Annotated in this window: 21 protein-coding genes; 19 read left to right on the plus strand and 2 right to left on the minus strand. The window is 28.1% G+C overall.

Annotation, left to right across the window (positions count from 1 at the left end):
* Window positions 1-103: 103 nt before the first annotated feature.
* The 6 genes from secG to map all read left to right on the plus strand — a co-directional run bounded on the left by secG (window position 104) and on the right by map (window position 6,656).
* The gene (secG, locus tag CS899_RS00450) at window positions 104-328 is read left to right on the plus strand and encodes a preprotein translocase subunit SecG (RefSeq protein WP_099202999.1); all 225 of its coding nucleotides are present in this window, start codon (window positions 104-106) and stop codon (window positions 326-328) included.
* Window positions 329-436: 108 nt separating this feature from the next.
* Window positions 437-2,455, plus strand: coding sequence for a sodium-translocating pyrophosphatase (locus tag CS899_RS00455; RefSeq protein WP_099203000.1), 2,019 nt, complete (start codon window positions 437-439; stop codon window positions 2,453-2,455).
* A gap of 88 nt (window positions 2,456-2,543) precedes the next feature.
* A complete protein-coding gene (locus tag CS899_RS00460; RefSeq protein ID WP_099203001.1) occupies window positions 2,544-3,218 on the plus strand; it encodes a response regulator transcription factor in 675 nt (224 codons plus the stop codon).
* The gene (locus CS899_RS00465; RefSeq protein WP_129582273.1) at window positions 3,208-4,434 is read left to right on the plus strand and encodes a sensor histidine kinase; all 1,227 of its coding nucleotides are present in this window, start codon (window positions 3,208-3,210) and stop codon (window positions 4,432-4,434) included. The genes CS899_RS00460 and CS899_RS00465 overlap by 11 nt, the downstream gene beginning before the upstream one ends.
* A 67-nt stretch (window positions 4,435-4,501) precedes the next feature.
* Entirely contained in the window at window positions 4,502-5,848 is a 1,347-nt protein-coding gene (locus CS899_RS00470; RefSeq protein ID WP_099203003.1) for a hemolysin family protein, read from the plus strand.
* Window positions 5,849-5,888: 40 nt separating this feature from the next.
* Window positions 5,889-6,656: a type I methionyl aminopeptidase gene (gene map / locus CS899_RS00475; RefSeq protein WP_099203004.1), complete on the plus strand. Its 768-nt coding sequence runs from the start codon at window positions 5,889-5,891 to the stop codon at window positions 6,654-6,656.
* Window positions 6,657-6,665: 9 nt separating this feature from the next.
* On the opposite strand, the gene CS899_RS00480 is transcribed toward map, so the two are convergent.
* Together CS899_RS00480 and sfsA are read right to left on the minus strand one after the other, a co-directional pair.
* The gene (locus CS899_RS00480; RefSeq protein ID WP_099203005.1) at window positions 6,666-7,877 is read right to left on the minus strand and encodes a nucleotidyltransferase; all 1,212 of its coding nucleotides are present in this window, start codon (window positions 7,875-7,877) and stop codon (window positions 6,666-6,668) included.
* Window positions 7,878-7,880: 3 nt separating this feature from the next.
* Window positions 7,881-8,570 (minus strand): DNA/RNA nuclease SfsA, encoded by a 690-nt coding sequence (gene sfsA / locus CS899_RS00485; protein WP_099203006.1) that lies wholly within the window; start codon window positions 8,568-8,570, stop codon window positions 7,881-7,883.
* Between the two features lie 109 nt (window positions 8,571-8,679).
* Here sfsA and CS899_RS10990 point away from each other — a divergent pair, with 109 nt between their 5' ends.
* The 13 genes from CS899_RS10990 (at window position 8,680) to ruvB (ending at window position 17,875) form a co-directional block, all read left to right on the plus strand.
* Window positions 8,680-8,946, plus strand: a complete 267-nt coding sequence (locus tag CS899_RS10990) for a P-loop NTPase family protein (RefSeq protein WP_242491840.1) — start codon at window positions 8,680-8,682, stop codon at window positions 8,944-8,946.
* Window positions 8,947-8,967: 21 nt separating this feature from the next.
* Window positions 8,968-9,189 (plus strand): P-loop NTPase family protein, encoded by a 222-nt coding sequence (locus CS899_RS10995; protein WP_242491841.1) that lies wholly within the window; start codon window positions 8,968-8,970, stop codon window positions 9,187-9,189.
* Window positions 9,190-9,332: 143 nt separating this feature from the next.
* Window positions 9,333-9,773, plus strand: a complete 441-nt coding sequence (locus CS899_RS00495) for a macro domain-containing protein (protein WP_099203007.1) — start codon at window positions 9,333-9,335, stop codon at window positions 9,771-9,773.
* A 101-nt stretch (window positions 9,774-9,874) separates the two neighbouring features.
* On the plus strand, window positions 9,875-10,483 hold the full coding sequence (locus tag CS899_RS00500) for a zinc dependent phospholipase C family protein (RefSeq protein ID WP_277985525.1): 609 nt from the start codon (window positions 9,875-9,877) through the stop codon (window positions 10,481-10,483).
* A gap of 15 nt (window positions 10,484-10,498) precedes the next feature.
* Window positions 10,499-11,224 carry a hypothetical protein gene (locus CS899_RS00505; protein ID WP_099203009.1) on the plus strand — a complete coding sequence of 242 codons (726 nt, stop codon included), beginning with the start codon at window positions 10,499-10,501 and terminating at the stop codon, window positions 11,222-11,224.
* 179 nt (window positions 11,225-11,403) lie between these two features.
* Window positions 11,404-12,102: an ABC transporter ATP-binding protein gene (locus tag CS899_RS00510; RefSeq protein WP_242491842.1), complete on the plus strand. Its 699-nt coding sequence runs from the start codon at window positions 11,404-11,406 to the stop codon at window positions 12,100-12,102.
* Window positions 12,099-13,295 carry a COG1361 S-layer family protein gene (locus tag CS899_RS00515; protein ID WP_099203010.1) on the plus strand — a complete coding sequence of 399 codons (1,197 nt, stop codon included), beginning with the start codon at window positions 12,099-12,101 and terminating at the stop codon, window positions 13,293-13,295. Before CS899_RS00510 ends, CS899_RS00515 begins: the two co-directional genes overlap by 4 nt.
* Window positions 13,285-14,589, plus strand: coding sequence for an ABC transporter permease (locus tag CS899_RS00520; RefSeq protein WP_164995805.1), 1,305 nt, complete (start codon window positions 13,285-13,287; stop codon window positions 14,587-14,589). Before CS899_RS00515 ends, CS899_RS00520 begins: the two co-directional genes overlap by 11 nt.
* Before the next feature lie 114 nt (window positions 14,590-14,703).
* Window positions 14,704-15,153 (plus strand): MarR family winged helix-turn-helix transcriptional regulator, encoded by a 450-nt coding sequence (locus CS899_RS00525; protein WP_099203012.1) that lies wholly within the window; start codon window positions 14,704-14,706, stop codon window positions 15,151-15,153.
* The gene (locus CS899_RS00530) at window positions 15,146-15,673 is read left to right on the plus strand and encodes a flavodoxin domain-containing protein (RefSeq protein ID WP_099203013.1); all 528 of its coding nucleotides are present in this window, start codon (window positions 15,146-15,148) and stop codon (window positions 15,671-15,673) included. Before CS899_RS00525 ends, CS899_RS00530 begins: the two co-directional genes overlap by 8 nt.
* 82 nt (window positions 15,674-15,755) lie before the next feature.
* Window positions 15,756-16,250, plus strand: coding sequence for a crossover junction endodeoxyribonuclease RuvC (gene ruvC / locus CS899_RS00535; protein WP_099203014.1), 495 nt, complete (start codon window positions 15,756-15,758; stop codon window positions 16,248-16,250).
* Window positions 16,251-16,269: 19 nt separating this feature from the next.
* Window positions 16,270-16,860 (plus strand): Holliday junction branch migration protein RuvA, encoded by a 591-nt coding sequence (gene ruvA, locus CS899_RS00540; protein WP_099203015.1) that lies wholly within the window; start codon window positions 16,270-16,272, stop codon window positions 16,858-16,860.
* A gap of 4 nt (window positions 16,861-16,864) precedes the next feature.
* Window positions 16,865-17,875, plus strand: a complete 1,011-nt coding sequence (gene ruvB, locus CS899_RS00545; RefSeq protein WP_099203016.1) for a Holliday junction branch migration DNA helicase RuvB — start codon at window positions 16,865-16,867, stop codon at window positions 17,873-17,875.
* Window positions 17,876-17,882: the final 7 nt, after the last annotated feature.

Below are 17,882 nucleotides of genomic sequence, written 5' to 3' on the forward strand. Positions count from 1 at the left end.
AATTGTTAATTAATTTGTATTGGAAAATTAAGATCGTGAATGCTTGATAACATAAGGAAATTATGATATTATCGTAATGATGTTATGAAGTAGGAGGTGTGGAATGAAGTTAGCAGTACAAATTTTGTTAGCGATTGCAAGTTTTATTATAATAGTAAGTGTTTTATTTCAGGATTCTAAGTCAGATGGAATGGCATCTTTGACTGAAAGTTCAAATACAAGTGGTTATGGAAGAAAAACTTCTAAAAATTACTTTATAGATAGAATAGTTGTAGTTACTTCTATAATATTTTTAGCATCTGCATTGTTATTAGCAGTTTTTTCTTAATTCTATTATATATACTATTTTATTAACTGAGTTAGATTTAGCGATTATAAGTTAATCGCTTTATTTTTATTTTATTTACAATTTGTATTATTTTAAGGAGGAATTTTAATGGATTCAAGTATTTTTGGGTACATAGCTATTGGTTCAGGTATTTTAGCGTTACTATTTTCTTTTATAAAGTTTAATAGTATAAGTAAAGTATCTGAGGGAAACGACAGAATGAAAGAAATCTCTGGTTTTATTCATGATGGAGCGATGGCATACCTAGGTAGACAAAACAAAGCAATTATAATATTTTTAGTAGTAGTTGCAGTGTTATTAGCTGTTGCTATTAGCTGGCAAACTGCAGTATGTTTTATATTTGGTGGACTATTCTCCATGTTAGCAGGATATGTAGGTATGACTGCTGCGACAAAAGCAAATGTTAGAACAGCCAATTCTGCAAGAGAAAGCGGAATGGGAAAAGCTTTAGATGTAGCATTTTCTGGTGGAGCTGTAATGGGAATGGTTGTAGTAGGACTTGGTATTATAGGAATTACAGTAGCATATTTAGTTTTTAAACAAGAAACTATAGTAACGGGATTTAGTTTTGGAGCATCATCAATTGCACTTTTTGCAAGAGTTGGTGGTGGTATATACACTAAAGCAGCAGATGTTGGAGCAGATTTAGTTGGTAAAGTAGAAGCGGGTATACCAGAAGATGACCCAAGAAATCCAGCAGTTATAGCAGATAATGTTGGGGATAATGTTGGGGACGTTGCAGGTATGGGAGCTGATTTATTTGAATCATATGTAGGTTCTATATTATCAGGTATAACTTTGGGCGTTTTAGCCTTTGGCTCTGATGGCGTTTTCTATTCACTAGCTGTTGCAGCTGTAGGTATTTTAGCATCTATCTTAGGCGTGTTTTTTGTAAAAGGCAATAAAAATCCTCAAAAAGCTTTAAACATGGGAACATTTTCTAGTGCTATTATTGCGATAATTGGTTCAGGAATTTTATCGAAAATGATATTAAATAAATTTAGTCCTTTTATAGCTGTTACAGTAGGTATTGTTGTAGGTTTATTAATAGGTCAGTTTACTGAGTATTTTACATCAGGAGATAAAAAGCCAGTTCAAAAAGTAGCTAAAGAATCTGAAACAGGTTCTTCTACTAATATTATTTCAGGACTTGCAGTTGGTATGAAGTCAACAGCTCTACCTATAATTACTATAGCGATAGGCATTATAGTTGCATACTTTGCATCTAATGGAGCGAGTAATGGAAGTGAAGGATTATATGGTATAGCTATTGCAGCTATCGGTATGTTATCAACTTGTGGTATGACTATAGCTGTAGATGCTTATGGTCCTATAGCTGATAATGCTGGTGGTATTGCAGAAATGTGTGAACTTCCAGAAGAAGTTAGAACTATTACAGATAAACTTGATGCTGTAGGTAATACAACAGCAGCAGTAGGTAAGGGTTTTGCTATAGGGTCAGCTGCATTAACAGCATTAGCTTTATTTGCATCATTTACTGCTGCGGTAAAATTAGATGGAATTAACGTTACGAAGCCAGAAGTTATTGCAGGTATGTTTATAGGAGGTATGCTTCCATTCTTGTTCTCAGCATTAACAATGGAGGCAGTAGGAACTGCTGCAAATGATATGATTCAAGAAGTTAGAAGACAATTTAAAGAGATGCCAGGTATAATGGAAGGTACAACTCAGCCAGATTATAAAAAATGTGTTGATATTTCAACTTCAGCAGCACTTAGACAAATGGTTATACCAGGAGTTCTTGCTGTAGTAACCCCTGTGTTAATTGGTATTTTATTAGGAGCAGAGTCTCTAGGTGGTTTGTTAGCAGGTTCTTTAGTAACTGGTGTTTTAATGGCGATATTTATGTCAAATGCTGGTGGAGCGTGGGATAATGCTAAAAAGTATATTGAAGATGGACACCATGGTGGAAAAGGCTCAGAAGCTCATAAAGCTGGAGTAGTAGGAGATACAGTAGGAGATCCATTTAAGGATACTTCAGGACCATCATTAAACATATTAATAAAATTAATGACTGTAGTTTCATTAGTATTTGCACCATTAGTTCTAGAATATGGTGGAGTTTTATTAAATTTAGTAAAATAATAAATAATCTCAAAAAAGGTGCACAGCACCTTTTTTTTTAGTTTCTTTTAAGGTATATTTGATAATATACATAGGCAGAGGTGATGGAATGAGAATTTTAATAGTAGAAGATGAAAAAAGATTATCAGAGGCTATTTCTGAAATATTAAAATCTGAAAAATATGATGTTGATGTAGTTCATAATGGTAAAGACGGCCTAGATTATGGATTATCTGATATATATGATGCAATTCTTTTAGATGTAATGTTACCTGGTTTAGATGGATTTACAATTTTAAAAGAATTAAGAAAAAACAAAATAGATACACCGATATTGATGTTAACTGCTAAGGATGAAATTTCTAGTAAAGTTGAAGGCTTAGATTATGGTGCTGATGATTATATGACAAAACCTTTTGATACAGAGGAATTATTGGCAAGGATAAGATCAATTACAAGAAGACAAGGACAAGTATATATTAACGAAATAGAATTTAAAGATTTAAAGTTGGACTTATCGAACTATAATTTATCAACTAACGAAAAATCAATTAATTTAACAGCTAAAGAATTTGAAATAATGAAATTATTAATGAGTAATACAAATATAGTGGTAACTAAAGATGAGCTAATATCAAAAATTTGGGGATATGATTCGGATGCTGAAGATAACAATGTAGAGGTATATATTTCATTTTTAAGAAAAAAATTAAAGTTTTTAAAGAGTAACGTTAATATTACAACATTAAGAAAGTTGGGATATAAACTTGAATATGCTGGTTAAATTAAAAAGAAAATTTATAACAATTACAATGACGTTAGTATCATTTGTTCTATTAGCAATTTTAATAAGCATTTATGTAGTAAATTATAAAAGTATGGACAAGAGTACAACAGAAAGTATGGCAAATACTGCAATTACAATATTAGACAAGAATTATGTTCCGGAGAATACTTTTGTAAATAAAAATACATATTATACTTTCATTTACAAAGTGGTAAATGATAAGTTTGTATATATTAATAGCAATATTGATCAAGAATTGAAATCAGAAGTAGCAGAAACTATCTTTAAAGCCATTGACAGTAGTGATAAAGTAAGTGGTTTTGTAAAAGAACATGGCATGAAGTATTTGAAATTAGTTGATCCATATGATAACAATGAAAGATATGTAGCTATTTCATTTGTAGCAGGACAATTAGAACTTTTAAAGTCTTTATTAGAAATGTTAATTACTGCTTTTATAATTGCTTTTGTATTTATATTTTTAATAGCGAAGTTTTTAGCCAATTGGGCACTTGAACCTGTTGAAAAAGCTTGGTATCTACAAAAACAATTTATAGCTGATGCATCACATGAATTAAAGACACCTCTTACTATTATATTAGCCAATTTAAAAATTTTAAAAAAATATAACAACTTAACATCAGCTCAGAATAAGTGGATTGATAATACAAATGATGAAGCTATTAGGATGAAAGATCTAGTGGAAGAAATGTTATATTTGGCAAAAGGTGATATGGGAAATATGAATATAAATTATTCGGATGTTAATTTTTCAGAACTTGTAGAAGAGGTATTATTAACATTTGAATCGATTGTATTTGAAAAAGGTCTTAAAATGGAGTATGCAAGTGTAGATGAAGAAATTCATTGTATTGGAGATAGAGGACAATTAAAAAGATTAATAATTATTTTAATAGATAATGCTTGTAAATATTCTGAACAAGGAAATAATATTGATATTAATCTTTACAAAAAAGATAAAAAAATATTCTTTAAAATCACTTCTATTGGAAATATTATAAGTGAAAAAAATTCCAAAAGAATTTTTGAAAGGTTTATAAGAGATTCAGAATCTAGAAATAGAGATGGAGAAGGAGGATATGGTTTAGGATTAGCTATAGCTAATAAAATTGTAGAAAATCACAAAGGTAAGATTAGGTGGGAACCATATAGAGATATAGGTAATACTTTTATTGTAGAATTAGGGGCATAGCCTCTTTTTTTTATTAATAATATGTGCTATATTAAACTATGTAATAATTTTTATTTAGGAGGAAATTATGGAAGAAACTGGACCCAGCGTCACGATGCAAATTTTAGTTTTAATTTTACTAACAACTATTAATGCATTTTTTGCAGCATCAGAAATGGCAATGGTATCTGTAGACAAAAAGAAACTATCAAATATGGCAGAAGACGGGAATAGAAGAGCTAAAACTTTGTTAAAGTTACTTAGCGAGCCGTCAAGGTTTTTATCTACAATTCAAGTAGGAATCACTTTGGCAGGATTCTTTGCAGCAGGATCTGCATCTAGAGGTTTATCAGAAGACTTAGGTAAATTTTTGGGAGATTTTGGTATACCTTATGCAACAAATATATCTTTTTTATCAGTTACTATTATTTTGGCATTTTTTAATTTAGTATTTGGTGAGTTAGTACCTAAAAGAATTGCTTTGTTAAACGCTGAGAAATTTTCAATATTGGCAATACCATTTGTAAGTTTAGTAGCAAAATTTATGAAACCTTTTGTTTGGCTATTATCAGCAACAACAAATGGTGTTTTAAGAATTTTAGGGCAAAAAACTGAGGGCGTAGAAGAGAAGGTTACTTTAGAAGAAATAAAATCTATGGTAGAAGTTGGTCAGGAACAAGGCGTTATTAATCCTGTTGAAAGAGAAATGATAGATAGCGTAATTGGGTTTGACGATAAGTTAGCAGAAGATATTATGACTGCAAGAACAGAGGTGTTCATGATTGATGCCGATAGTGAAGTTGATGAATATATTGGCGAAATGATGGAACTAAAATACAGTAGAATTCCCGTTTATGAAGATGATATAGATAATATTATCGGGATACTTTACATTAAAGATTACTTAAAAGAAGCTTTTATTCACGGATTTGAAAATGTAGATATAAGAAAAATACTTAAACCTGCTTATTTTGTTCCAGAGAGAAAAAATATAAATGATTTATTTTTGGAACTTCAAGAAGGCAAAAAGCATATGGCTATTCTTATTGATGAATATGGTGGTTTTTCAGGAATTGTAACTATGGAAGATTTGATTGAAGAAATTATGGGAGATATTGATGATGAGTATGACCATGATGAACCAGATATTAAAATTATTGACCCACAGACATTTCATGTAAAAGGGTCAGTGTCAATTAAAGAATTAAATTCAAAAGTAGGTTCTAAATTTGATGAAGATACAGAAGATTATGATACGCTTGGAGGATTACTGATATTTCATTTGGGGTATATCCCAAGTGATGGAGAAACACAAACTTTAGTTATAGATAGGATTAATTTTTATATTGAAGAAGTTAAGGATAAGAGAATACAGTTTGTAAAAATCACTTTGCCTGAAGACTTTGGAGATGAAGAAGTTAATAAAAAAGATTAAGCTCTTAGATATATCTAAGAGCTTTTTATAAGGAGAAAAAATGATTTATATTAAAACCAAAGCAGAAATTGAAAAAATGAAAGCAGCAGCTCAAGTTGTAGCGACTATGCATGAAGCACTTAGAAATTTTATAAAACCAGGTATTTCAACTATGGAAATTAATGAATTTTGTGAGAATCATATTAGAAGCAAAGGTGGTATTCCTGTTCAAATAGGATATCAAGGTTTTCCATATGCAACATGTGTATCTGTAAATGATGAAATTTGCCATGGTTTTCCAACAGAATATATTTTAAAGGATGGAGATTTAGTAACTGTTGACACAGTTGTTGAATTAGATGGATATATGGGTGATTCAGCGTGGAGTTATAAAGTTGGAAATGTAAGTAATGAAGTGATGGATTTGATGAAAACTACAAAAGAATGCCTGTATATTGGCATAGAAAAAGCTGTTATAGGAAATAGAATTGGAGATATAGGTCAGGCTATACAAGAGTATGCTGAAGCTAAAGGTTACTCAGTTGTTAAAGAATTTACGGGCCATGGAATTGGAAAAGACATGCATGAAGATCCATTAGTTCCACATTATGGTAAAGCAGGCAGAGGAGTTAGGCTTGAAGAAGGAATGGTTATTACTATTGAACCAATGATTAATGCTGGTGAATGGAAAAGTAAAATAGATAATAATGGATGGGTAGCACGTACTATTGATGGAAAATTATCCTGCCAATATGAACATACTTTGGCAATTACAAAGGATGGACCAGAAATATTAACAATTCAAAAAGATGAAAAAGAATATATATAAAAAAGCAATCTATGTAGATGGCTTTTTTATATATGGAAAATATTCATATTCATGTTTATAAATTATTTTATTAATATTGTATAAGTCTGTAGACTTAATTTCTAAATCAAATAGTTTTTTATCTAAAATATTATCACTTTTGAAATCTTTTATTTTAGTTACCAAAGATATATTTGAGTTATTTTTTATTTTATTTAATATTTTCTTTCCAGATTCGTTAAATCCTAAAACTTTAATATAATTTATAGACTGTTCAGCAGATGCATCAATAAAATTTTTATCAATATCCAACAAATAATTTAGAAGATACCTTTGAATTCTACTTTTCTTATATCTTTTACTAATACATAAATCTATAAGTTCGTTTACAGTTTTTGATTTTAAAAGATTTTTATACAATAAGTTATCTAAGCCATTTTCATAACCTGTAATACTAGAACAATTTTTATTAATTACAAGGATATTGTATTTTAAAATATTGTAATAATCATTCAAAGATGGAAAGTTAGGCTCTTTTTTTAAATCTTCTAATATTTTTTCAGGAATTGAATTTCCAATTTCATCTATTCTATTATCAAAAATATTTTTTCTAATGGAAGTTGCAGAGTTATATTTTCCTGTACTAAGCTCTTCATCTAGATAATTATTACCAAGCCTTTTTATAGGTAAAAAATTAATTTTTACATTTAACTTGAAAGTTGATTTTAAATATTCTAAAGCAAGTATATTATTTGATAAAAACAATTCGTCGTTTCGAGGAATATTATTAGTTAAATCTATAGTTGCAAGTTTATATGCTGATGCGTAACTTCTTCCATAAATCATATATTTTTCTATTAGATTTTTTAAAATATTTTTATTTTTAAATTGAGTTTCAGCTGTTTTATATAAGTCTTCAAAATTTGAGGTTTCTATGCCAAAAGACAGATAGTCTATACAATTGATGGCCTTTATAATTTTAAGACCTCCTAGGGCGAAATTTTCAGCTGATTGAAGGCTATAAATTGTAGGTAGCTGTAATACTAAGTCGACACCACTTTCAACTGCGAATTTTGCCCTAGAATATTTTTCTAATAATGCAGGTTCTCCACGTTGAACATAATTTCCAGACATAATAGCTACTATTTTGCTGCCAGGTTTTAATTTTTTTATTTCTTGTATTTGATACAGATGTCCATTATGAAATGGATTATATTCAGATATTATTGCCGTAATAGTCATAAATTATATCTCCACAGGAATTTTGTTATTTAATAATATATTATCCCTAGTAACAATTGAGTCAAAACATAAAATTTCTACATTATTGATATTTGCGTTAGTTAAATTTTTTGAAAATTCTGCATCAGTTATATTATTTGGTTTAAAAGTTTTTGCATTTTTAAATTGAACTAAAAAAAGTATTATAGCTCCAAAACCATTTTTTTTAGCATCAATTAATTCTAATACATGCTTACTACCTCTAGAAGTAGGGGCGTCTGGAAACATTGCTATTCCATTATTTTCCAAAGTTACACCTTTAACTTCTAAATAGTAATATTTGTTTTCTTTATTACTAAAAAATCCTACATCAAATCGACTATTTTTATATTGTATTTCTCCTTTTATTTGAGAAGGTTCCAAATTGGAAAGTAAGTTTTCGCTTTTTAAACTATCTAGAATAACTTTATTTGGAACTTGTGAATCTATATTGATTAGTAAATTTTCTTTATAAATAGAAATTAAAGAATATTTTGTTTTTCTATTAGGGTTATTTGATTTTTCTAAATAACATTTTCTTCCTTCAATAAATAATTCTCTACATCTTCCAGTGTTTTTAACATGGACTTTCTCAATAATGCCATTAATACTTACTTCAGCAATAAACCTATTAATTCTTTTAATAAAAATTCCTTCTATTATTTCGTTATACATATCTCACCTTATTGATTTAATTTATACTTTATTATATACTAAAATGCCTTAAATTAAACAATTACATTTAAATATAGCAGATTATCATAAATTATGAAATGAGGGGAAAATGAAAATAGCAATTTTAGGATATAGTGGGAGTGGCAAATCTACCTTAGCTAAACACTTAGGAAAGTTATACAATATCCCAATTTTATATCTTGATACAGTTCAATTTACAGATAATTGGAGTTTGCATAATAGAAACGAGGCAAAAGAGATAGTAAATGAATTTATGAATAATAAATCTTGGGTAATTGATGGAAATTATTCAGAATTTTTTCAAAAGGAGCGTTTAGAAACTGCAGATATGATAATTTATATGAATTTTAATTGAATGGTTTGTTTATTAAGAGCAATGAAAAGATATTTTAAGTATAAAAATTCAAAAAGAGAAAGTATGGTAGAAGGATGTATTGAAAAAATGGGCTTAGAGTTTATTTTTTGGATATTGTATAAAGGTAGAAGCAAAGAAAAGAAGGACTATTATAATAAAATATTAAAAAAATACAATAGTAAAATAAAAATTATAAACAATCAAAAAGAATTGAACAAATTCATAAATACATACAAAGTATAATTAACATTTAATCTATACTTAAAATATATATTGCATACAAATACTCGATAAAACATTTAAATATATAAATAATTACTTATATAGTATAAATTGTGTTTTTTTTTATTATATATTAAGATACTTCGGAAGGAAGGTAAAAGAATATGGATATAAGATTCACTAATAAAAACGTTTTTGATGTTGAAGCAGATGCTATATTATACTTTACAGACAATAGTTTAATTGGAGAAAAATCTAATGAACTAATAGAAAAAGCAGGAAATAGAATCATAGATAGTATACAAAAATTAAATGGATGTGCAACAGGAGATATAAAGATAGTGCCAGCTTTTAATTTAAGACAATTATATATAATATTATCTGTTTTACCAGAAAAAATAGATACAAATATACAAAAAGAGCTATTTAATAATGTTTTTATAAAATTATTTAAAGTTTTGGAAGAATATGAATTAGACTCTGTAGTTATTGATGTTTCCTATATGCAGAGAAAGTATGGTGTTGAATACAGTGTATTATTAAATAGAATAGTAAAAGATAAAAGATTTAATTTTTATGATAATATTGTTTATATGAGCAAGTAATCTAAATTGACTTTTGTATGAAATTTTGTTACTATTTTAGTAGTGATTTTAAGTAAATTGAAAGAGGGTGTTCTGATATTTTTCCAGAAGCACATGCTATAATAGCAAAGAATTTATGTAAAGACATAAATGAAAAATATGACTTAAAACTAAATGAGAAGAAGATGGCATGGGGAGCTATGTCGCCAGATTTTCTACCGAAATATAAGATTTATAGACATTATATGGCAGATAGTCAAGAGTTTTTAATAAATGAAATTATTGGATTAATATATATTGCTAGATATTTTAATTTTGAAAAATTAGATGGATTTAAAAGAAAAATGATTAGTAATAGAGTAGGTGTAATTAGTCATTTCTTGTCAGATTATGTGTGTTTGCCACATAAAGAAAATTGGACTTTTAATGATTCATTTAAGAAACATGTAGTATATGAAAAAGAGTTGAATGAAGTAGTAAAAACACATGAATTTAAAAAAGATGTAATTACAGTTGAAAATATTAGTTTATATGAATTCAAAACAGTTCATCTTAAAGAATTAGTTAAAGATTATTTAAATAGAGTAATTGAAGAATATTCAAAAAAACAGTCTTATGAAAGAGATTTAGACTTTGCATTAAATTTAAGTACAAATATATCATATTTTATATTTGATACTGTTGAAGAGCTAAATTTACAAAAAGCGAGAGAATATTCTTTTGTATTTTAATTAGTGGGGGAAGTTATGCATCTTGTAAAACAAAATGATAATATGTTAAAGGAAGAGCTCAAAGCAAAATTCCTATACCAAGATGATGTAGATTCCCTGTATTTATTATTGTCTTTGATTGAAAATGACTATAATTGTAATACTTTAAAGCCTAAGTACAGTTGTACAAAAAAAATAGTTAGGACTATAAATAAATTTTTTAAAGACAGAGAAGATGCTGAAGCTATTACATCAGCTTCTATAAAGATTCTTAATGAAGATCTGTCTAGAATGGAATTTGCAATATATCTAGAAGCTTATAGTAAAGGATATGACGATTTACATGCAGTCAACATATTTGAAAATTATGTTCTTACAAAAATTTCAGCGAAAAATTTAAAAAATAGAAAAAAATTATTTCATAATTATAAAAATCAAGAAACTAAAGAAATAAAAAAATTCACGATTTCTTCCGTGGATAATTATAAAAAATACGAGAATTATTTAGAAGAAATAATTACCAAGTATTGTGAAAAAGTAATAAAGGACAATGTTTATTCTTTAAATAAATACTTGGATAAACAACTGTTATTTAAGTTTGATGGTATAAACACATATATAGTTGAAGAAAGATTTCTGACTAGATTTGAACTAGAGCAATTATACAATAAAATATTAAGAGCTTACTTACTATCTATTAAACACCTAGCAAAGGATGCTATTTGGTATGGAGTTAATGATAGAGTGTTAAGTAGATATTAAAATTATTTTAAAACTTTACTAATTTATTAGTAAAGTTTTTTTATTTTTTGAATGTAACAAAATGGGAATTTTAATTGTATATATATATAAGGGGATTTGTGATAAATTTGTTAGGAAATTGTAACATATGCTTTTATTGTATGAAGTATACTATAAATATATGGTGGTTGGAGGTGTCTGTGAAAAAAATAATAGAAGTAAAAGATTTGTATAAGGTATATAAAATGGGAGAAGAAAAAATATATGCTCTTAAAAATATAAATCTTGAAATACATAAAAATGAGATAGTAACTTTATTAGGAGCATCAGGCTCAGGAAAGTCTACTTTATTAAATATTTTGGCTGGATTGGAAAAACCAACAAAGGGGAAAGTTAATATTGGAGGAATAACGATATCAAGTTTAAATGAAAAAAATATTACTAAATTTAGACAACTAAATATAGGGTTTATCTTTCAGTCATATAATCTAATATCTTCATTAACAGCTTTGGAAAACGTTGAATTAAGTTTAATGCTTAAAGGTGTGAATAAGAAAGTTAGAAAAGATAAGTCAATGAAAATTCTTTATGATGTTGGATTAGGAAAAAGGTTAAATCACAAACCTACAGAGATGAGTGGTGGTCAGCAACAAAGAGTTTCTATAGCAAGAGCTTTAGTAGATAACCCTAAAATAGTATTTGCAGATGAACCAACGGGAAATCTAGACAGTAAAACATCTAGAGAAATATTAGAAATAATTACTGGACTTGTACAAACTCATGAACAAACACTAATACTTGTTACCCATGATAATAATATAGCAAAATTTGGAAATAAAGTAATTACATTAAATGATGGAAGTGTTGAAAATATAAAAAATAGTAGGGAGTTAATATGAAAAAGATATACGGGATTTTATTAGCGTTAATTGTAATAGTGAATAGTTTTTTTGTTTCAGAAGTTTCTTTTGCGGACAATGAGGAAGATGTGAGTTCCGGAAAAACATCTACTAAGACAGAAAATGTTGAAAACTTAAGCAATGTTTCAGAAGCTAAAACTAGTAAGCCAAAACTTATAATTGATAATTATAGTGTCAGACCAAATCCAATAAAAGCTGGAGAAGCATTTGATTTAACAATTTCTTTTTATAATACAAATAAAAATAAATCAATAAAAAACATAAAGGTTGTACTAAATTCCAGTGGAGGATCTACTATGGATGGATCTCAAAGTGAGGACGATTCACCATCAAGAACAGGTGCAGCTCCTTCGTTAAATGGGTCTGTATTTATGCCAGTGGGAAGTTCAAATACTTTTTATATTGAATCTATTAGAGCAGGAAGAAAGGCAGAAAGAACTATAAAATTAACATCTCCTTATGATATTAGTCCTAATACATATGAATTAGGTGTAACACTAGAGTATGAAGATTCAAACAATAATGAATATGTTGTAGAAGAATCTTTAGGTATTAATTTATACCAGGAAGCAAAATTACAAATTGGTACAATGCCAGCAGTAGAAGGAGAGGCAGGTGTTGATTATCCTTTTGAAGTTCCACTATATAATACTGGAAGATCGGCAGTTTATAATATGATGATAAAAATGGAGGGAGAGTTTGATGTAATAGGAGATACATATTATATTGGAACTTTTCAGCCAGGGTCAACAGAGAGTTTTGCAACTACCATAATAGGTATTGAGCCAGGAACAACAAAAGGGAATTTAATCATTACTTATGAAGATTCTACAGGCAAAAGTCATGAAATAAAAGAAGAATTTACTGCTAATTTTATGGAGATGATACAAGAAGAATTTGACGAAAGCATGATAGAAGAAGAAAAGGAACCTATTTATAAAAATATTGTTTTCTGGATGATAATAATAGCAGTAATAGTTATTATTATAGTAATAATAGCTGTTGTTATAAGAAAAAAGAAAAAAAACAAAGAGAATGATGAATTGATTATAGATGACGAGTTAGATGATAAATATGATACCAAAGAAGTAGAAGATAAAAGTAGCGATATAGAACTTACTCAAAGAATAGATACAAATAGTCTAGAGGATGAGGAAGATAATGAAAATTAAAGATTTGTTATTTACTTCGTTAAGAAATTTATGGCGGAGAAAAGTGAGAACTATATTAACAATACTTGGAGTTTTAATAGGATCAACTTCTATCATAATAATGCTTAGCATGGGATTTGCAATGACAAAAACCAATGAAGCTTTCATGGAAGAAATGGGAGGTTTATCTACAATAACAGTATATCCATCAGATAGTTATATGAGTTCAACGGAGGATAAACAAAATAGTAGCAAAAAGGCAATTTTAAATGAAAGTACTTTGAAAAAAATTCAAAAAATGGAAGGAGTTAAAACTATACTTCCTTTTATGGAGTCTCAAAATTATAATATAAGTTTATTAAAAGGGAAGGATCAAGCGTATGCTCCTATATATGCAGTAGATTTTAGTAAAATAAATGACTATGGATTTAAAATAGCAAATGGAGAAAATCCAATAAAAAAAGAGGATGTTTTAGTTGGAGGTTCTGTTCAATTTGATAAAGTGATAGGTGAACAGTTTATTCCAATAGATGTAGATTTTCTAAATGATAAAATTGAATTAAAAGTTGAATCATTTAGTGAAGAAGAGTTAGAAGGCAAACCAAAGACTTATAAAATAAATATAACTGGAATATTAGAGGAAGCTATGGATGAAACAGGATATTCGATATTTGTAAGCATGGACTATTTTAAAGAAATAGTGAAAGAATTAGATAAAAAATCAAAAGAAAAGACAAACTTAGCTAATTATTCTTATGTAAAACTAGAAATGGAAAAAGATGCAGATTTTAAAGTTACACAAGAAAAGCTTAAAGAAGAAGGTTATGTTACACATTCAATGACAGATTATTTTAATGAAATTCAAGATATGACAAAGAATACTAGAAATATGTTTTTAATAGTAGGAGCTGTTGCTTTTGTAGTAGCTGCTATTGGAATTGCTAATACAATGATAATGTCTGTTTATGAAAGAACTAAAGAAATAGGTGTAATGAAAGTAATAGGGGCTTCAATAAAAGATATTAAAAATATGTTTTTAATGGAAGCGACATTCATAGGTCTTATAGGCGGAGTTTTGTCTATAGCATTTAGCTACTTGGTATCTTATATCTTAAATACTACTGGAATGGGACTTGGAGGAGTCACTGAAATGATGATGACAGGAGAAGGAGAAAAAACTTTAGTATCATATATACCATTTTGGTTACCATTTGTAGGAGTGGTTTTTTCCACAATTGTAGGACTTGTTTCAGGATATTTACCATCTAGAAGAGCTACAAAAATTTCGGCAATTGAAGCTATAAGAAGTCAGTAATATATATTAAAATATATAAGAAATACTAATTTTAATTGGTATTTCTTTTTTATTTGCCTATTTTATATTAAAATAGTACAATAATACATAATATATTATGCATTAGGAGGAGATATGATAACTATAGAAAATTTAGATGAAAGGTTAGTGATTTTTGGAGGCTTGTTTACAGTTTCTAATAGATTACAAGTTTTATTAGATCAAACAATAGAAGAATTGACAGCAAAGCAGTGGTTTGTGATGGCAATTCTAGAATTAATGGATGAGCCTCCAAGTTTAATTAAATTAGCAAATACTTGCGATTCATCTTATCAAAATATAAAGCAAATAGTATTAAAGTTAGAAGATAAAGAGTTTGTAAAGCTTGAAGGTAATCCAAACGATAAAAGAGCTAAAAAAGTTGTATTGACAAATAAAATAAAAATGTGGTCTGAAAAAAACAAAGATATATCATCGGAATTTGTAAATACAATGTTTGAAGATTTTACATCTAGTGAAATAAAAGAATTTAGCAATTTTTTATTAAAGATGTATAGTAAATTAGGAGAAATGAAAAATGAATAATCAAATAATAGTAATATATAAATCAAAATATGGTTCTACAAAAAAATATGCAGAGCATATTAGTGAAAAATTAAATTGTGAATGTATAAACGTTTCTGATATAAAAAAATATGACTTAGAAAATTATAAATTTGTAATTTATGGAGGAGGTATATATGCAGGAGGTATATATGGAGTAAAAAAATTGAAAAATTATTTAATAAATGATTTGATTATTTTTACAGTAGGACTATCAAATCCAGAAAACACAGATTATAGTGATATAATAAGTTTAAACAAAAAGCATATTGAATCTGATAATATTAAATTTTTTCATTTTAGGGGAAACATGGATTACAACAAACTTAATTTTATAGATAGAATTTTAATGGCTATGTTGAAGAAATTTATTGTAGATAAAAAGGATGAATCAGAACTTACAAATGATGACAAAGAAATGCTAGAAACTTATGGGAAAAAGGCAGAATTCATTAATTTAGAAACTGTGAATCCACTTATAGAATATATTGGGAAAGTCTAGATTTAAGACTACAAGGTTAAAAGTTATTAAATTTACTTTGAAATTGATATATGATAAAATTAATCAAGTATGAGGTGTTAATTTGATAATTTTAGGAATAGACCCAGGGATAGCTATAGTCGGTTATGGATTAATAGAAGCGAGAGGAAATGCTGTAAAACTGTTAGAGTATGGTTGCATCACTACTTCTTCTAAAAGTTCTCTACCTAATAGGCTATCTTTTATTATGCAAGAGATGAGAGGCATAATAAAAGAATTTAAACCAAATGAAATGGCAATAGAAGAATTGTTTTTCAATAAAAATGTTAAGACTGCTATACAAGTAGCACAAGCTAGAGGAGTAGAAATACTTGCAGGAGTAGAGTCTGCTTTAGAAGTATATGAATATACTCCCTTACAAATAAAACAAGCTATAGTTGGCTATGGTAGAGCAGAAAAGCATCAAGTTCAAGAAATGGTAAAAACTATGTTAAACTTAAACGAAATACCAAAACCAGATGATGCAGCCGATGCAATAGCGGTAGCACTATGCCATTCTTTTGGGAATAAATTTAAGGATTTATATAAAGTGAAATAATAAGAAAGAGGTAATAAATTTGTATGCATATATAATAGGCGACATAAAGTCTATTTATGATGGAGAAATTATTTTGGAAAATAATGGGATAGGTTACAAAATATTTACTTCACAAACTACTATAAATGAAATACATACCTATGAAACTTACAAGATTTATACTGAATATATTACAAGAGAAGATGGAGTATATTTATATGGATTTAGCACTGAAGAAGAACTAGAAATTTTTAAAAAATTAATAAAAGTTTCTTCAATAGGTCCAAAAGCAGGAATGAGTATTTTATCAACACTTTCAGTTAATGATTTAAAATATGCTATTCATAATAATGATATTGATACATTAACAAAAGCACCAGGAATTGGAAAAAAATCTGCAGGAAGAATTATTTTAGAAATAAAAGATAAAATAGATAACGATTATTCTGTACCATCTGAAAGCACTTCAAGTTCTTTATCTCAAGATAAAGATTTTGCGATAGAAGCTTTAGTAAACTTAGGTTATGTTAAAAATGATGTACAAAAAGTTATAGAAAAAATAAAAGATGATGATTTACAATTGGAAGAAATAATAAAGTTAGCTATGAAGACCTTAGAGAATAAGGGGTGATTAAATGGAGGATGCTAATGAAAGAATAGTGGGAGGAAGTTATTCTAAACTTGATGAAGGAATAGAATTCTCGCTAAGACCAAAGTGGATGAGTGAATATATTGGTCAGGAAAAAGCAAAAAATAAGCTGAATATATTTATAGAAGCAGCAAAAAATAGAGGGGAAGCATTAGACCATGTACTACTTTATGGACCTCCTGGACTTGGAAAGACAACTCTTGCAAATATAATAGCAAATGAAATGGGTGTAAACTTAAGAATAACAAGTGGACCAGCTATTGAAAAGCCAAGTGATTTAGCAAGTATTTTAACTAATTTAAATAAAGATGATGTTCTATTTATAGACGAGATTCATAGAATTAATAGGTCAGTTGAAGAAATTTTATACCCTGCTATGGAAGACTATGCCTTGGATATAATTATAGGCAAGGGACCATCGGCAAGGTCATTGAGAATAGATTTAGAAGAATTTACTCTTATAGGTGCGACAACAAGGTCGGGGCAGTTAACATCTCCTTTAAGAGATAGATTTGGAGTAATGCTAAACCTTGAATTGTATAAAATAGAAGATTTAGCAGATATAGTAAAGAGATCTGCATCTGTTTTAGGTGTTGAGATAGATGATTCTGGTGCTATGGAAGTTGCAAGAAGAAGTAGAGGAACTCCAAGAATAGCAAATAGACTTTTAAAAAGAGTAAGAGATTTTGCAGAAGTAAAATCGGATGGAAAGATTTTAGAAGATATAGCAAAAGATGGATTAAATTTATTAGAGATAGATGAATTGGGATTAGATAGCATAGATAGAAAAATCATACAGACAATAATTCATAATTTTGGTGGAGGACCAGTTGGAGTAGATACTATGGCAGCGTCAACTGGTGAAGAAAGAATTACAATAGAAGATGTTTATGAACCTTATTTACTACAATTAGGTTTTTTAAATAGAACTTCAAGAGGTAGAATTGTAACACCAAAAGCTTATGACCATTTTGGAATAAAGTATAATGTAAAATAGAGGTAAT

The sequence above is a fragment of the Miniphocaeibacter massiliensis genome (genome assembly GCF_900232905.1).
In the GTDB taxonomy this organism is placed as follows: Bacteria; Bacillota; Clostridia; order Tissierellales; family Peptoniphilaceae; genus Miniphocaeibacter; species Miniphocaeibacter massiliensis.

Bases quoted from the DNA above. Each gene is read 5' to 3' on its own strand.
- CS899_RS00495 (WP_099203007.1), top strand. From the start codon at position 9,333: ATGGATATAAGATTCACTAATAAAAACGTTTTTGATGTTGAAGCAGAT.
- CS899_RS00530 (WP_099203013.1), top strand. From the start codon at position 15,146: ATGAATAATCAAATAATAGTAATATATAAATCAAAATATGGTTCTACA.
- CS899_RS00460 (WP_099203001.1), top strand. From the start codon at position 2,544: ATGAGAATTTTAATAGTAGAAGATGAAAAAAGATTATCAGAGGCTATT.
- map (WP_099203004.1), top strand. From the start codon at position 5,889: ATGATTTATATTAAAACCAAAGCAGAAATTGAAAAAATGAAAGCAGCA.
- CS899_RS10995 (WP_242491841.1), top strand. From the start codon at position 8,968: ATGAAAAGATATTTTAAGTATAAAAATTCAAAAAGAGAAAGTATGGTA.
- secG (WP_099202999.1), top strand. From the start codon at position 104: ATGAAGTTAGCAGTACAAATTTTGTTAGCGATTGCAAGTTTTATTATA.
- CS899_RS00525 (WP_099203012.1), top strand. From the start codon at position 14,704: ATGATAACTATAGAAAATTTAGATGAAAGGTTAGTGATTTTTGGAGGC.
- CS899_RS00465 (WP_129582273.1), top strand. From the start codon at position 3,208: ATGCTGGTTAAATTAAAAAGAAAATTTATAACAATTACAATGACGTTA.
- ruvB (WP_099203016.1), top strand. From the start codon at position 16,865: ATGGAGGATGCTAATGAAAGAATAGTGGGAGGAAGTTATTCTAAACTT.
- sfsA (WP_099203006.1), bottom strand. From the start codon at position 8,570: ATGTATAACGAAATAATAGAAGGAATTTTTATTAAAAGAATTAATAGG.
- CS899_RS00455 (WP_099203000.1), top strand. From the start codon at position 437: ATGGATTCAAGTATTTTTGGGTACATAGCTATTGGTTCAGGTATTTTA.
- CS899_RS10990 (WP_242491840.1), top strand. From the start codon at position 8,680: ATGAAAATAGCAATTTTAGGATATAGTGGGAGTGGCAAATCTACCTTA.
- CS899_RS00520 (WP_164995805.1), top strand. From the start codon at position 13,285: ATGAAAATTAAAGATTTGTTATTTACTTCGTTAAGAAATTTATGGCGG.
- CS899_RS00470 (WP_099203003.1), top strand. From the start codon at position 4,502: ATGGAAGAAACTGGACCCAGCGTCACGATGCAAATTTTAGTTTTAATT.
- CS899_RS00515 (WP_099203010.1), top strand. From the start codon at position 12,099: ATGAAAAAGATATACGGGATTTTATTAGCGTTAATTGTAATAGTGAAT.
- CS899_RS00505 (WP_099203009.1), top strand. From the start codon at position 10,499: ATGCATCTTGTAAAACAAAATGATAATATGTTAAAGGAAGAGCTCAAA.
- CS899_RS00480 (WP_099203005.1), bottom strand. From the start codon at position 7,877: ATGACTATTACGGCAATAATATCTGAATATAATCCATTTCATAATGGA.